This window comes from Bacteroides nordii, assembly GCF_019930665.1.
Taxonomy (GTDB): Bacteria; Bacteroidota; Bacteroidia; order Bacteroidales; family Bacteroidaceae; genus Bacteroides; species Bacteroides nordii.
The window spans coordinates 2998477-3015926 of sequence record NZ_CP082886.1 but is presented as its reverse complement, the minus strand read 5'-3'; the positions used below and the strand labels follow the sequence as shown (position 1 = coordinate 3015926).

General features: G+C 39.9%; 8 protein-coding genes. All 8 read left to right on the top strand.

Annotated features, from left to right (window positions below; translation table 11 throughout):
- The first annotated feature begins 170 nt into the window (after positions 1-170).
- Positions 171-362 carry a hypothetical protein gene (locus tag K8P02_RS12080; RefSeq protein WP_044158187.1) on the top strand — a complete coding sequence of 64 codons (192 nt, stop codon included), beginning with the start codon at positions 171-173 and terminating at the stop codon, positions 360-362.
- Positions 359-601: a hypothetical protein gene (locus tag K8P02_RS12075; RefSeq protein ID WP_025867358.1), complete on the top strand. Its 243-nt coding sequence runs from the start codon at positions 359-361 to the stop codon at positions 599-601. Before K8P02_RS12080 ends, K8P02_RS12075 begins: the two co-directional genes overlap by 4 nt.
- Complete coding sequence (locus K8P02_RS12070) at positions 594-866, top strand: hypothetical protein (protein WP_025867359.1); 273 nt, start codon at positions 594-596, stop codon at positions 864-866. The genes K8P02_RS12075 and K8P02_RS12070 overlap by 8 nt, the downstream gene beginning before the upstream one ends.
- 129 nt (positions 867-995) lie before the next feature.
- The gene (locus K8P02_RS12065; RefSeq protein ID WP_025867360.1) at positions 996-1412 is read left to right on the top strand and encodes a hypothetical protein; all 417 of its coding nucleotides are present in this window, start codon (positions 996-998) and stop codon (positions 1410-1412) included.
- Between the two features lie 3 nt (positions 1413-1415).
- On the top strand, positions 1416-4898 hold the full coding sequence (locus tag K8P02_RS12060) for a hypothetical protein (protein WP_223381317.1): 3483 nt from the start codon (positions 1416-1418) through the stop codon (positions 4896-4898).
- An 11-nt stretch (positions 4899-4909) separates the two neighbouring features.
- Positions 4910-7009, top strand: coding sequence for a hypothetical protein (locus tag K8P02_RS12055; protein WP_223381316.1), 2100 nt, complete (start codon positions 4910-4912; stop codon positions 7007-7009).
- A gap of 61 nt (positions 7010-7070) precedes the next feature.
- Positions 7071-15596 (top strand): tail fiber domain-containing protein, encoded by an 8526-nt coding sequence (locus K8P02_RS12050; protein WP_223381315.1) that lies wholly within the window; start codon positions 7071-7073, stop codon positions 15594-15596.
- A complete protein-coding gene (locus tag K8P02_RS12045; protein WP_025867365.1) occupies positions 15593-17401 on the top strand; it encodes a hypothetical protein in 1809 nt (602 codons plus the stop codon). The genes K8P02_RS12050 and K8P02_RS12045 overlap by 4 nt, the downstream gene beginning before the upstream one ends.
- Positions 17402-17450 lie beyond the last annotated feature (49 nt).

Below are 17450 nucleotides of genomic sequence, written 5' to 3'. Positions count from 1 at the left end.
AGGATATGCTCAATTTATATGGGCTTTTTTTATGCCTATACAAGACATATAAATAGGCGGTTGCCTTTCCCAACACATTGTATTACTCTTTCGGGAGTGTCATTGTACTGTTTAGCGACACGGGAAATGGCAGCCGTTTTTTCTGCCTAAATGCTAAACAGTACAATGATATGAAAAAGAAAATCCCTTCCGGTAAAGTTCCGGTATCTAAGCTCCAGGCATTTCTTAGTGAGCTTTCTGGCATGTTATCTCAAGAGAGTAACGAGCTTTTTGTTTGTCATCCCAATGATGGCACTACTTCCATCCGCCTTTCTCAAGGTCAGTATTTAACCATTTCCGTACAGAAAGGTGATCGATCATGACTACTAATATTAATGGAGCTTTTATTACCGCTGAAGCGGTTGAAACCATTAAGTTTCTACAACAGGAAAATTATGTTGATCAAACTCTAAATCAAATTAATGAGGTTATAGATATCGTTATTGCTGAAGATATTCCGGCCGTTTTGGAATCAGATAAGGATTGTCTACGTATTGTGCGCAATCTTCGTTATCTTGCACAACATATATCATCATTTAAAAGACCTGATAACCATGAATAATAATCAAGAAGAGAAAATCACCGATGTCAGCATCTATATTGCTGGATTGCAAGCTACGTATCGTCCTGCACCTGATGCCCGGCATACTACTCATTGGTTCTCCACCGATGAAGTCTATACTGCCATTAAGAATCTGGATCCTTCGGCCTCTATTACTAAAGAGCAAGTCTTTCAGGCTATGATCGATGCCGGTTTTAAGTTCCAAAATCGTCCTGGTGCATCCGGATGCGATTTTCGCTGGATGTTTCAAGAGCGTAATCAATAATAAAAGGTCCGGGAACTACCTTCGTTTAATTCCGTTACACAAAAGATTGGCCGGTAGTTCCCGGCTTTTTTTGTGTCCTTTTCCCTCTATTTTTCCCTCGCTACATTCGCTGAAAATAAGTAGCGAATCATGATCACAGAAGACTTAATCAGAAAAAGATTTGTCCACGATACTATTTCTCAAGGAATTAATCAAATCTATCAAACTCAAGAAAGTGTAGTTAGTACTTATCTGCATACACGTTCTGGCAACTTATTGGCACATCTGCAACGACGTCCGTTTTCCTCTCATGTTTCGGACGCTAAAGCAGAGTATTTTATGCGCATTTTCCCCTATCTGCGATACTTGGACATCTCTTACAGAAAGAGCAATGATCGCATTTCCCGTCGCATCCGTAGTAATCTTGCTCTCTATAATAGAACGGTTTGGGGAGTTCTCTATCATGAAACCTTCCCGGAACTTCGATATGGTTTCAATGATGAAATCCGGAATTCCATCCGTAAAGAACTCGAGCAGGCACTTCAGTACACATCTTCAAATAGTTAAACCATGTCAAAGAAACATTTATCCGAAGACGAGATCAGATACATAGTATCAGCTGAGACAGGAAAAGCTCAACAGGAAATTCATGCTCTTACGAAAGAAACAAAGGATCTCAAGAAAGAAGAAAATGCACGTCGTAAGGCTATGGTCGATCTTGAGTCACAGGGAAAAAAGAATTCCAAAGAGTATAAGAACCTTGAAAAGGAAGTTAAAGAGTATTCTAATCGGATATGCGAAAACACTGATAAGGTCCGTAAGCTTACTCGGCAACTTGATGTTAATGCCATGTCAATGCGTCAGTTAAAGAAACTTGCAAAGGAGCTTACAGGAGAACTTGAAGATATGTCCGAGGCCGCAAATCCGGAAGAATATACAGCATTGAGTAATCAACTCCGTTCAGTTCGGATGCGGATGGATGATCTTCGGAATAAAGGTAGGAATATTAGTACCGAATTTGGTTCGGCAGAATCTATGCTTTCCAAATGGAAAATGGCAGCAAAGGCATTTATTGCTGTAAAACTTGTCGGATACCTCACTCAACTGAATTCAGCCGTTTATCGTACCCGTAAAGAGTTTGCAAAATATGAAGCCGTTTTACGCAATACTTTTCAGTCACAGGAGAAGGCTACTCAGGCAATGAAGATGCTCCAGCAATTGGCTGCTGATACTCCCGCCTCACTTAAGGAGTGGACCGAGGCCTATATAAAACTCGTTAATCGTGGTTTAAAGCCCACATCTCAGGAACTTACTAACATGGGTGACTTAGCTGCCTCTCAGGGTAAAAGTGTCGATCAGCTAATTGAAGCTATTCTTGATGCCATGACCGGAGAAAACGAGCGACTGAAGGAATTTGGTATTAAAGCAGCTAAAAATGGTGAAACCACTAAGTTTACATTTCGTGGGGTGACTACAGAAGTGAGAAATTCAGAACAAGCCATTAAAGATTACTTGCTCTCATTAGGGCAATTAGAGGGTGTAGTGGGTTCTATGGCCGTACAGATGCAAGAGTTGGAGGGGATGCAGTCTAACTTTGGTGATACGGTAGATTCTGTACTTAACAGGATTGGGAAAAAGATGGAACCTTTTTATAAAGGACTATTGCGTAGAGGAATCTCTTTCTTTTCTACAATTGATAAACTCTTTACTTCGCACACTGAAGTATACGAAAGTCATCTGGATCAGATGGTTCAGTTGGAATCTGCTGTACCACAATTGATGTCCCGTTATGAAGAGTTGAGTTCAAAGACGTCACTTAATACTACTGAGCAAAAGGAGTTGGCCGGTGTCATATCTCAGATAACATCTTTAATTCCTGGAGCAGTCTCTGCTTTTGATGATTTGGGAAATGCCATAGCTATTTCCGGAGAAAAAGTAGATGAATATTTAAAGAAGCAAAAAGCTCTCCTGGAGTTTGAAAATGCTCAGGCTATATCTGAGTTGGAAAAGCAGATAGAAGACTACACGAAAAAACGTGATGAGTTACAAAAACAATATAACCAGGGAGGTAAAACTGTTTTTCAGAGCAATGGCATGTTTGGAGGCTATACATCCTACGTAGATAACAGTAAGGAGGCTCTTGAACAGATTGATGCTGAGCTTAAAAAATATACAGCTCTTGTTATTGGTGCTAACGAAAAACTAAAGAAAATAAATGGTCAGACTTTAGAGGATGCCGTTCAACAACACAAAGACAAGGAAACAGCCCAGGAACGTTTCAATAATATGAATAAGTCCATGCTCTCCGCTTGGCTCAAGGACGAAAAGAATGCTGCTGATCAATACCGTGAGATAGCTGAAGAAATCTACAAAAGCCGGTTTCCCGATAAACCGGCAGATCCTAAAGCTGCGCAAAAAGCTCAAGCTGCTGCCGAAAAAGAAAAGAAAGCCGTCCTCGATACTGAGAAGGCTGCTATTCAGTCCATGGAGGCTCTTCGCGAAGAAGATTTGCAAAATCAACAGAAGTGGTATAACACTTCGGTCTCAGCATTAAATGCCGATCTTTCTGAAGAGCTAATTACTAAGGAGCAATATGAGCTTCTCATGATCGAACTCGACAAGCAGAATGCAGAGAACCGCCTGAAGATAGAGAAGTCATACCATCAGGATGCCCAGTCACTTGAGCTGAAGAACGCTGACCTCAAAGAAGATCTTGTCCGTAAATCCAATCAACGTGTACTTGATTCCGAAAAATCGGCTAACGCTGCCCGTGCTGTGGAACAGGCTAAGTTAAATGATCTAATCAAAGATTTTAAATCGCAGTTTAAAGTCACTACGGTAGAAGAGGATTTTCAGGCGCAAATGTCGGTACTTGAGGCTGCTTACCAGGCCCGAAAGGAAATGGCTGAGAAGAACAATCTCGATACCACTGAACTCGATAGAGCCTATTACGCAGCCAAAGAACAACTCGAAGCAGATCATCAGGCCAAGATATTGGCTATCCGCAATCAGTATGGCCTTTCTACCCAGCAAGAACGGTTCGATACCGAACTTTTACAACTGAAGACAGCACGTGATCAGCAGCTACTCACCGAAGAAGAATATGAACAAGCTGTTCAGAATCTGAAACGTGATTCCTACAAAAAACAATTCGATTACTATTCCGGCCTTTTTTCCGGTGCTGTTCAGGCACTTCAACAAGCTGAGATGGACAATGTCGATGCTCAATATGACGCTGAGATTGAAGCAGCAAAGGGTAACTCCAAAGAGGTAGAGCGTCTTGAAAACGAAAAGGCACAAAAGAAACTCGACATTCAAAAAAAATATGCTGATGTCAATTTCGCCATCAAAACCTCTCAAATCATTGCCGATACTGCAGTCTCTATAATGAAGGCTTTTTCCGATCTCGGTCCGATAGCCGGTGCCGTTGCAGCTGCACTCATGGGTATTACTGGTGCGGCCCAGATTGCGTCTGCCAATGCCGAGCGTAAAAAAGTCAAGAATATGACTCTTTCAGGAAGTTCCTCTTCTTCCAAAAGCGGTGCCCGTGTTGCTACTGGCCGTGAGTCCGGAGGAAAAATCGATGTCAAACGTGCCCAGGATGGTAAGTTCTTTCCCAATGCTGATTACGATCCCGACGCTCGTGGTTTCATTGATCGTCCTACCGTCATAGTAGGAGAGGGGCCTTCGGGACACTCTAAAGAATGGGTTGCCAGCAATGCTGCTGTATCCAATCCTACCATTGCTCCCATTCTCGATATACTTGATAAGTCCCAACAGGCAGGTACTATCCGCACGCTCGATCTGAATCAGGTTATTCGTGCTCGCATGGCCGGTTACTCCTCAGGGGGTACTATCTCTAAGACTACCGTTTCTTCACCAGATCCCGTATCTTCGGATTCGGGAGTAACACTTACTCCCGAACTTATGAGGCGGTTTGCCAATGCCATCATTAATATTGATGAATATGGAATTCCCGCCTCCGTTTCTCTTACCGAGTTTGAGGCAAAACAAAAACTACGCTCACGTTCTCGAGCAATAGGTTCTAAATAATAATATATAGTATGAAAATAGTCAATCTAAATTCCGGACTTCCATACCATCTTAATCCAGGTACACAACTCGAAGTTGAACGAACTAATTTATTCTTCAATGAATGGGGAGAGCAAACCTTGCCCGTTGATCTCCCGGATACAGATCATAACCGTCGGATGCTTGGATATCCTGATCTTTTGGGTTCTCTAAAGAAACCACTTACTCGAATTCCTGTTACTATTCAAGATGGAGAATATTTCATGTCTTGCCGGCAAGCTATCCTTGGAGCTCAGAGACGCAACAACATTTCTACATCATTCTATATGAACGAAGGCTCTTTCCTTTCACGCCTGTCAGATGTTTCGTTGGCCGATATCTTTGGGGAGGAAACTATACCTGGTATTACTTCTGTGGAACAGGGTATTGAATTTTGTCGCTCCCTGGTTTCAGGTTCTAATCCGCATTATGCTATTTTCCCTGTATTAATAGATTCCGAAGAAACCTATAGTAATGGATATCCCAAATACAAGTACATTAATCGTTGGGGATATGTCGATCAATGGGGGCAGTTTCGTGACTCTCTTCAGGCAGGTAAGGATGTTGATTTCTATAACTCCGTAGTGCGCTCAGAAACGATCAATGGTGAAACTATAACACTTAATCCCGGATTCTATATTACTCCTTTTATCAGAGGAAATTATTTGTTAACTCGTATTTTTAGCTACTTTGGATACACCATGTCCCCGAATTTCTTTACTCGTACAGTTCCTTTTCCCGACTTGGTGTTTGTGAATAATTGTGCCGACTCTTTAGTTAATGGTACTATTCGGGTTTTAGATTTATTGCCGGATAGTATGTGTACCACAATCCTTGAAGTTTATCGAAAAAAATTCTGCTGTGAGTTTATTCCGGATGAAGTCAATCAAACTGTCGATATTCAGCTTTTCTCAGAAGTTTCACAGGCTGATCCTGTTTATGACTTAACTCCACATCTTACTTCATTTCCTAAGATTGATACTCCTGAGCATTATCAGCAATTAATATTATCTTCCGAAGAACAAGTTTCCGACAGTCAAAGCGTAGAGAATATTGATTCCCTTCCCCTTTTGTTTTCAAAATATCCAGGTACACTATTAGATTATTATGAAGGGTATTTTAGTCGGACAGGATATGTCATTTCCAGAAAATCTTCGGGCTCAGATTATTATTTGAAAGCAATTAAAGAGATTGTAGCAAATTCATCCATGAGGTACTATGATGGTGGAAGTCTGAAAACGAAGGAAATTGTTGTTCCTGATAAACAACTTGAGTTTCGTAGGGTATATTTATCCGATTCAAGAGCTATGGACGATACATACGAAGAGTATTTACTTTATATCGGTGCTCCCAATTTTCTGAATTCAAAGATTCTTTCTTATACATCAACAGAAGAAGATGTGACCGAAACAAATCGGTCTGACAATACGAATTTGAAACCAATGGTTGCTTTTTTCTATTCAGTGAGAAATAATCCTCGTGGGACAATATGTAACTATGGTAGAATTGTGCAGAATGACGAAGGGACCTTTGTTAAAGGAGAGCGTCTTTTTGAATACACATTGTGCTATAATGGAGAAGATGGAATATTCGAGCGTTTCTATCGAAGGTACGACGATCTTCATCGTAATTCTTTGTTCGACGTCCAAGCTGATTTACTTTTACCCGATTCTGTCAAACAGTCATTGCCGGCACATTTACCGGTTTTACTTAATGGACAGAAACTTTTTATAAATACTTTGTCTTATCTTATCGGAGGGAAGCAACAACCGTTTTCCACTAAACTTCTCACAACAAAACTATATGAACCTTTATCCTCTGCCAAACAAATTACCAGCTATTATCCAGATTATAATTTTGATCCGGATAATTGGTATATCTGGGTCTTAAAAAATGTACTTACAGAGATTTCCAAAGCAGAATATGATGATTCTCCTTATAAGGACAAAGGGTTTGATGTCTTTTATCCCGATTATCCATCTGAAAAGTATGTAGGTCAACAGTTGTATAAACAGTACTATTTATGGGAAGCAAGTGGACATTATTATAAACGAACCTTTTGGTTGGAATCAATAAAGTTCATGGATCAATAGTTTTGTCCTTTTATTCCCACCCTCTTATTCCTACTTTCGTTTCAAAATAATAGCTATTGATATGACGATTCTTCAGCAACCAGATGCGTTATCTCTTTCCGGGAATATTAAGGATTTCCGCATTAGTACTTCCGGAAAAATTTCATTCGTACTCCTGCAGGGAGCTACTGAAATCTTGTCGCAAAGTTACGATCCCGGCCAGGATGGTCTTGTTACTATAAGTTTGAAAGATATCATTCATTCATGTCTCTCTTTTCAGCTTCAGGAGTTGTCTCAGGTCTATCTGCAACCAACCCTTGCCGATACGTTTACTGCCCGTTTTTCTGATGAGTATGTTGTCAATCCCGATGTTTCCGGAGATCCGGTTTATACCGATATCACTTTTCGTGCTGTTCGTGCAGGTATAGATCGTTTTGCCGATACAGCAACAAATTTTCTGACTCAGAACTTTCTTACCTGGCAGCCTACTGTTAAGCCGGTTACTTATTATTCACCGGAGTTTCTTACCTATTATGCAGTTGTCCCCTGCATCGTGAAGTTACGTGCATACTTTACCGATGATTCCGGATCCGTCATTACTCAGAAAGATATTACTCTTTCTGACTTCGAAGCTGGAAAAGCATATACCATTCCTTTGCAATATGCTTCTGTTGCAGGGAAACTCGACAATGAGCTTCCTGGTTATTATGACGTATGGATTGAAAATACAGAAGGTGTTCGTCTTACCTATATACAAAGATATTATGCCTCCGATATGTTATCCGAGCAAGAACAATGGATCCTATTCGAGAATTCTCTGGGAGGTATCGATACTTTCCGTGCATATGGTTCATGTGATTTCACTGGCGAACATACCCATAACATAGCCGAGATAGAAGACAACTCTTTGGAATATCGTGTTGACACCGAACGCAAATTTCAAAAAAATACCGGTTATCTTAATATCCAGGAACGTCGTTGGCTACTTGACTTTTTCCCCTCTTTGTCAAAGTACATCTATACCGGATCTTATCTTCGTCCGATTGTTGTAACAGAGAGCAACGTCACCTATACAGATCGTGAACTCCCCAGCAATTATACTTTCACTTACAAGTATGCCGATGCCCGACCCTTTCTTAACATTCCGCGAACCGAACCTGCCGGAGATTTAAATATCACCGTTCCCGGTGTCGGGTCTTTTACGGTGCCCCCTCGGCTTGTTGAATTTCCCCGCCTTCCACTCACCGAGGGGGCACTTTTTCCCGTGCAGGATCCTTATTCCGAAAAGTGGTATACCGCCACTTCAGGATCCTTAAGTGACTTTATCGCCGAACGCATCGCTAAGAACTATGTTGGGGGTGGTGGTATTGGTCACCAACACAATAATTTTAATCTTCTGGAATTACTTTCATATGGCGAAGAATACTTGCTTGTTTCCGGAAAGAAAATCAAATCTGGAATAGCTGACGAAGCTCATTCTTTTCATAAAGATACTGCCAGAAATCAGATATCTTTTCTTAAAGGCTTATCCTCAGAGAAGTTGATCGAAGCAAAAGAGGGGATACGTATTGGCGACGGACTTATAGAATGGGACCCTGAGTACAACATTCTTAGAATTTCAAAATCTGATGGTAGTGCTGCTGGTATAGCAGCTTCCGGTAGTGTATCTGCAAAAGGTTATTCGCCTGGTTCCGCGGGAGGAGTTGGCGGTGCTTCAGCTCTTTATCAATTGGTGGATGTCATTGCAAATTCTACTGGCACAGGAGTCGAAGGGGCCGTAGATGGCTCTATTCTGAAATATGATGCCTTAGCTGATAGATGGAAAGCAGGAGAAGCCGGATTGAATGAAAACCAACTTGCTGCTTACTTGTCTAAAAACAACTATGCCAAGAAATCGGATATTCCCTCCTTGGCCGGATATGCTACAGAGAAATGGGTTGCGGACAAAGGCTATCTCGCAGCTACTGCATCCGATAAAGCGAACTGGAATGCGGCCTACGGCTGGGGCAATCATGCTTTATCTGGCTATGCAAAACAGACAGATCTAAAGACTGTTTCGGATAAGCTAAACAGTTTCTTGTCCGGAGAAAGTATATCGGATACTATCGACAACTGGAAAGAGTTTCAGAAGGTATTCGAGAACTTCCCCGATTCTGCCAACATGGTTGAACTCCTTCGGGGAAAAGTAGATATCACAACCTCCGTCAAAGCTGGTACAGGTCTTACCGGTGGTGGAATACTATCTAAAGATATCACACTCTCATTAGGTGAGACTGGTGTTTCTGTCGGAACATATACAAAACTAACGGTTGATAAGTATGGCCGTGTTACTTCCGGCACATCTTTGATTGCATCTGATATTCCGTCTTTGGCAATCAGTAAGATCACAGGTCTGCAAGACGCTTTAAATAGTAAACTAAACTCTAATGATTTTCAGAGCAAATTTGACGCAGCCATAGCAGCCTGGTTTGTACGCGATGAAGATAATAAGGGTATCCGCCCTGCTACATATAAAGGTGAAGAGGTCGGGTTCTACAGTAACACTTATCTTTCTGCAAAAGGTCGTGCAGCCGGTTCCGGTGGTGGCGGAGGAGGTGCTTCTGCGTTATACCAGTTGTTAGATGTTATTCCTAATGCATCCGGTACGGGAGTTGAAGGGGTAGCAGATGGATATGTTCTGGCATACGATGCCTTGGCCGGTAAGTGGAAAGCTGCACAGCGACTTGATGAAACTGCTTTGAAGGCTTATCTTACCACTAACAAGTATGCAACGCAAGGTTGGGTATCAGGACAAGGATACCTTACTCAACATCAATCTTTAGCTAATTATGTTACACTTAATACTGCTCAGGAAATAACAGGAGATAAGACTTTTTTCAGCAGTAATGGTAATCTTAGGACTGTTATTAATGGTAGAGATATAATAACTGTTCACAATAGTAATTACGTCGGGGGCTGGACGAGAGGATTAATCTTTAGAAAAGCTGATGGCGCGACAAACTATGGAACCTTTGGCGCTTATGGCAGCGACCAAGCATTAAATTATTTATATATCGGACAGAATTATACAAATCCGTGGATTACCTTTAATGATACTCTTGTTAAGAGTAATGTTGCTTTTGAAGCTTCATCTATTAGAAAGACTGGCGGTACTTCTGCTCAGTTCTTAAAGGCTGATGGTAGTGTGGATAGCAGTACTTATTTGACTACTGTTTCTGCATCTTCTACTTATGTACGTAAAGTAGGAGATATCATGACCGGTGCTTTGACTGTTCCCAATCTTGTTATAAGTAGTACTGATGGAGTGAAACATATTGCTTTCAGTAGAGGTAGTTATAATTATATAACAACTCCTGCAAATTCTTTATTAGCTTTTGTAATGAATAATAAGGTTACTGATCCTAATAATGCAGATTTCATCATTACAAACAACGGGATATATTCCGGAGGCACGGGAATTGTTACCAATGGAACTAATGCCCACAGATGGTCTAACGTATTTTCTGTTTTAGGAAACTTTAGTGGTGTTATTACAGCAGGAAGTAGTATCAATGCAGCTGGTACCATTAATTCTGGTGGAAATGTTAATGCTGAGAATTATATTGTCACCAAAAAGGGTTGGTTTCAGAATGATTTAGTCGGAGGCGGATTGTATAACAAAGGTGGTGATGCACGTTGGTTCTATGACGGCTTTCAGTGGTACGCTGATAAAGCAGTTCTTTCCATATCAACAATCACTGGGACAAGGTTAGTATCTAATATTGCTAATGGAACTGCACCTCTTATTGTTAGTTCTTCCACAATGGTTAATAATTTGAATAGCCAGTATTTAGGTGGATACGATAGAGGTAGATATGTATATCATAATGCTTATAGTAATACTAATGGTTGTCTTGTTAGATTAACTGCCCGTGCCACAGAAGCATGTATGATAACTGTACATATTATTGGCAATTCGTATAATGCAAAAAATGTACCTATTGATACAACTATTCAGTTCTACAATTACCCACCGGAAAATAAGATAGTTAATCCATCTGCCGTTCACAATGGATATAATTTTGGCAGCATAGACGTTTTTAATTACGACGGGCAAGTATATCTCTGGTTTAAACAGACGGGGCTTTATCAATCTTTCAGTATAATTGCCAGATATACAAATGGTAATGGTAATTATTATGGAGTTAATGTAGTAGAAAGTATTACAAACGCTGCTAAGCCTACAGCGGAAGTTACAAGATCAGTAACTATAACTCCTTCTGTTTCTGCGTTGCTTACTGATAATGTCGCTTCTGCTACTAAATTAGCTAACAGTAGGAGAATATTCGGACAGTTATTCGATGGTACTACTGATGTATCTGGAGAAGCGTCTGGGATTACGAGAGTTAGTAATACTTCTGGTTCTAATTTATTCTTAGGTAATAGTGACGGTACAGGATGGGTACAAGCAGGAAATATGTGTGCCAGTTCTGGTACTACATATTGGTCTCTAAGAACAACAGGAGTTGGACATCTTAGAAGATTAAATTTAGGAGATTCAGAAAATGATGATTCAAATTATAGATTAGCAGTAGCAGGTAATCAGTATATAAATGGTAGTATAGTATCTCCTTATTATCGTATTAATTATAGTAATACTAATCCGTATTATAGCCTTACTAAAGGTGATTTAACAGCGCATTTCCAAATATCTGGTGAAAAAGCGTATGTAGGATTTGGAATTAATGGAGCAATTAATATAACTCAGGATGGTAAGGTCGGTATCGGTCTTGGTGCTACTACGCCCTCATATAGATTGCATGTAAACGGCGACTCATATTTTAATGGAAGTTTGATCATCAGTGCCAACAATGGAAAGAAATATCGAATCTCTGTGAACGAAGATTATAATGGGTTGGTAATATCAAGAGAAGATGGTACAGTTGCTAATCTTGTATCAACTGGTGGTATGTCTGCTAAGGGATATGCTTCAGGCTCAGGCGGCTCAGGCGGTGGACTTATTCAAAATGTGTATGGGTATGATGATCTTGGCAAATCATATAGTAGTACTGATTACACCAACACTTTCAATGCAGATACAACTAATAGACTTGCTGCTCGAATAGCTTCATTAGAGGGAGGAAGTGCCTTAAACTTTGTGACTGCCGGCACAGGGGAATTTTTAAAATCGGTTAGTAAAAGCGGAACTACTGTTACTTTTACTAAGGGAACGCCTAATTATATCAATTCTTCTACAACAGAACGTGGCGTAAAGCCTAATGCCACAGGAAATGGTCTACTTAAATTGTATTTTTTAAATGGTACACAATCAGGCATAGGCACAGGTACTTATTATGATGCTTTATACCTAAGTAGTTATGTAGATAATTCTGGTGGTGGTAGTAATCTTATTACTTTTAATAAAAGTAACGGTGAAATGGCTATTCACTATCAAGCGTTCGGGGCTACTGCATGGGGTACCCGTCGTGTCGTTCTTGACAGTGGTAATTTTGCTAATTATGCTCCTACGAAAACTGGTGGCGGTGCATCCGGTAGTTGGGGTATTAATATTACTGGTAATGCTGCTACTGCCAGTTCTGCTACGACAGCTAATAGTTCCAATGTCTTAACTGTTACCACAAACTTTGATCCTGCAAATTTAGCAGTAGACGCATTGAAAGTAAAGGCATACGATAGTTATACTATTGCCAACACTCCTTCTACTTATGGAAATGTACTTGAAATAAATGGTATTTCGGGGCATTGGAAACCTCAATTGTGGTTTGATGGAAGTTCTACCGGTAGTGTCAGACATAGAAACAGAAACTATAACGCTACTTCATGGGGAGCCTGGTATACATTATTAGATACCAATAATTACGCTGTTACTCTTGATCCTATATATTTGAAAAAAGCCGGTGGCATAATGACCGGAGCGTTGTCTGTACCTACTTTAACTATAACAAGTCAAAATCAAGAAGGTCATATAAAGTTCTCAAGGGCCGGCGTTAACTATATAACTTGTCCTGCTTCTGGTTATATGGCATTCGTATCCAATGGTAAAGCTGTAAGTGCTGCAAATTCGGATGTCATTATAAGTGGTGACAGAATATATCCCGGAACTCATAACTTAGTTGCTAATGGTACGGATGCCAATAGGTGGAAAAATGTTTATTCGGTATTAGGTAACTTCAGTGGCGCAGTAACAATGAGCGCAGGATTAAATGTTACTGGAAGTATTGTTTTAGCAACAGATTGGGTTAGATTTAGTAAAATCAACATTGGGTTATATAATACACAAGGTGACGCAAGATTTGTTTATGACGGAACTTATTGGAGAGCAGACAAGCATATTTATAGTACTAATAATATGTTGGCCAATCAATTTGTTTCAAATGTCGCCACAGGTGCTGCTCCGCTTATAATATCTTCTACTACTAAGGTAACAAATCTTCATGCTGACTTATTAGATGGTTATCATGCAACTACAAGTTCTTCTGCAAGTACTATTGTGGCAAGAGATAGCAGTAAATATGTTTATCTAAATTATATTAATAGTGATACTGGTAGAGGTGAAAATGGTGTATTAGATCAATTCATATGTACTAATAGTTCTGATAATTTCTATCGTAAATATAGTAGAGATTATGTAAGAGTACGATTAAATGATTTTATTAATAATTGCAAGACATTAGATTTAACTTCATTGGATCAGAACACTTATTACCCGTGTAGTGTCACTATTAGTGCCAAAGAACCTACTACCATTAATATCTTTGTTTCTCTTAACAGTGGTAGTAAACCATCATGGTCTACACATACGAACGGTTTTACCATGAATTTAAGTTGGCAAGTGTTTGGCGGTGGATGGGGAACTACTGCAATTCAGAGAAAAATATTTAATTACTATGTTTCCAGTGTTACTACCGGTGTTCAACCTTGTGGTGGAATTGAACAAAACGCATATGCATCTACTGAGATTGTTTACTTAAGAGGTGGGGCTAAATATCTATATACGATAAGCAACTCAACTTCTGCTATCGCTATAAATACAAACGGATACAGTTGGTCAAGCGGCAATTATAGTTATTCTGCACCATTAATATCTGCACCTAAGAAACACCCTTCATTATGCTATGAATCAAGTTCTATGTTAGGGTCTTATAATATTTATTGTGCATACTTACAAGTTGATGATATTAAGGTTAATGGTACTGTTACGGCTGCAACGTATAAGTCTGGAAAAAGCATGTTTCAGGACGGGCAACTGGAATTATCTGGTCCAACTCCTTATATTGATTTTCACTACAACAACTCTACGGCTGACTATACACACAGAATTATTGCTGCCACAGCTAATAGGATGGATATCACAACCAACTTGCAGGTCAATGGAGTTCTTTCTACCAATGCAGCTTATTTAGAAACGTCTAATCCCGGATTTAAGACGGGTAATGTTATATTCAGAGCTACCAATACTAATATTGCAGAGATATCTTCTTATAATGCTGAACTGATATTTAGTGGTGGTGGGACAATGGCAGTCAATGTTAGAGCGAGTGGATCCGGGAGAACTATTCCGACAAAATGGAATTGGCATAGAGGTGCTGCTAATACATGGGCTGATTTTGAGATAGGTCTGCTTACAACCCATGCATCTGCGCATTTAGGTGGGGATGTTACTATAACAGATGATCTTAACGTTAGTGGTAGTACTACATTTGCAGGACATGTAATAGCTGGAATGGGATTAGATGTAATTGATCTCACATACTTGCAGGATGATTTACAAGTTGATGGCTATTCTTCTTTTAATAGTGATGTTACTATTAATGCTAATTTAGGCATGAGGGGTACTATTGATTTAATAGGCGGAACAATCCGGGGTGATTCAAAAAGTAAAATAATATGTGATGGTATCGGTATTTCAACCGGAAATAAAGAATCCGGTTGCATAATCTCCGGTAACCCTTCTTCCTGGAACATCGCTTTCGACCACAACGATATTCAGGCCCGTAACAACGGTATCATGTCTGTATTGTATCTTAACGATTACGGTGGTGACGTGTCTATCACGAATGCATCCTCCGCCTATGGTGTGAAGATCTTGTCTACTAAAGCATCCACAAGTTATAGTAATGGAGCATTGACCGTAGGCGGCGGCATCGGTGTAGGTGGAAGTATCTATACACGTGGAAACGTAATTGCTGACGGTGGCATAAGTGCTAAATCAGCATCTGATCAACGTCTGAAAACAAACTTTGATAGGAATGTTCGATACGACGAAAGGCTGTTGTCTTTAGGCTGTGTACTTGATTATAGTTATAATGATCTCGCCTTGCAACGTGGCGAAGGTGGGGTTGACAGAAAAAGGCATACAGGACTCATATATCAAAATGTAGAGAAAATCATGCCTCATATTACATATAAGTCAGCAGATGGCTACGGCTCGATCAACTATATATCACCTGACTTTATAGCCACGATTGCCGGTGCTACACAACTCAATACATTAGGACTAAGATCAGTCGTAAGAAATGCCGCAAGTCTTGAAAGCAGAATCAATGCATTAGAGAAAGAGAATGAGAAACTTAAATCAGAAATAAAGAGATTGGGAGGTAGGATATGATAAAGAGGGCATTAGTCGTATATGGCAATCTATATATAGATGTTATAGATACAGAGAATATATACGCCCAGGGAGGAAGTATCATCAAGACTTCTAAAGAGATGATACAAGGTTTTCTCAAAGACTTTAATTCTTGTGATGTGAAGATTGCCTATGGTAATGTAAGGTACACCAATCTTATCATTGAGAATAATGTACAGCTTTTCATCTATGCAACTGGAAGTATCAACATGGGAGAAGTTGTTGCCGCCCGTATGAGATCTGTTAATTTGCAGGAAGAGCATATAGAACAATATACTGCTTTCTATGCACTTTCCTACAATGTCATCAATGCCCCCATTAATCTCTCAGAACCATACCAGGTTATTGGATTAGGGCAATACAACGGTTTTTGGGATACAGTATATGTAGCTAATTCAATTAAAGTAAATATACTTAGCAAGCATAAGCCTGTCGAAAGTAATAACCCTGCCATGGATATTGGGGTAGGAAACAATTACCGGGGAGAAAGCGGGCGATTGGGAATGTTACCAATATATACCGGATTACCAGCTTCCGGAGAAATCAATTCCGGTTTGATAGATACCATAACCCACGTTTGGCAAAAGAACACCCTTTTGCCATGGGGACGTTTAACGGATTTTGAAGGCTACTGTCATAGCGACGATTATACTTCTATAGCCGGACACAGACACCTGATATCGGTAGATGGTTTTGACCCTAAGTTCCAGATTACGTTAGAAGATGTTGTTGTTCCTCCTAAGATTGCCTTGTCTTGTTACCAGGGCACTAATGATGCATTATTAAGTATTAAGGATATATTAGGAGAGTATTACGATGCAGCTTACCTGACTTGTGTCGTCTACAATAAAACGAAGAACATAATACATAATTATAAGGATTCAGTACTACTGAAGAACAGACCGGAGACATTTGCTTTCTATCCTAATATAAGTTCCGATCACAAATGGATTGACTTTAACGACGAAGTCCTTATTGCCGTATGTATTACTTCCACCAACAGAGTGTATTCCATAAAGGCATATAATGTATCCGGCTACGAGGTGAAGAAGGAATACACTTCAGAGGTTTATCGAGCTTTAGACCTTCCGGGGCTGTATGTAGATTATACTGAGAGCTCCCAAGTCAGAACCTTAGAAATGGATAGTGTCCGCGAGTTGGTTTTCAATTTCTACAACAACAGCGATGTTGCAATATCTTCTCCGGCAAAAGTCAAAATAGTCGTTCAATCAACTGCAATTGTAACGCAGTTATCCTACTATAATACTCAGATCATAGAACTTAATAATCAAGGTACCATACAACCTTATGATTTCCGATATCAAACGGCTAAGATCTCAACAGCCGGCTTTGGCATATACTTCGCAAATACAACCTTGCAGAATCCTCGGTCCTGGACCATGTTCATCTACACGGTCGATTCAAACAACAATGAAGATAAACTGATAGGTGTGTACAATAGAGACGATTACAGAGGCGAGTTGTATCCAAGCCTGAATCATGCTACCTTCTTAAACGACGACAGCTTGACTTATAGAAAGTCATTGCAATACAGTAATAACACTTGGTACTGGCAGTTTACGGTTCTTCCCAATACGACCCATGAGAATTATAAAGTATGGTTTAAACTTAATGATCAAAAGACAGGAGAGGACTTCTTGCAATGGCAGGAAACAATAACCGTAATAAAAGGCAAGACTCAAACTTTCGGGGGTTCTTTTACCCAGACAGAACATTATATGAACCCTGCAACAGCTGTTATAAATGTTCAGGTTCAGGTATAAGCAAGGAAAAGATATTAACGTAGATATATTATATTATTAACTCATTAAA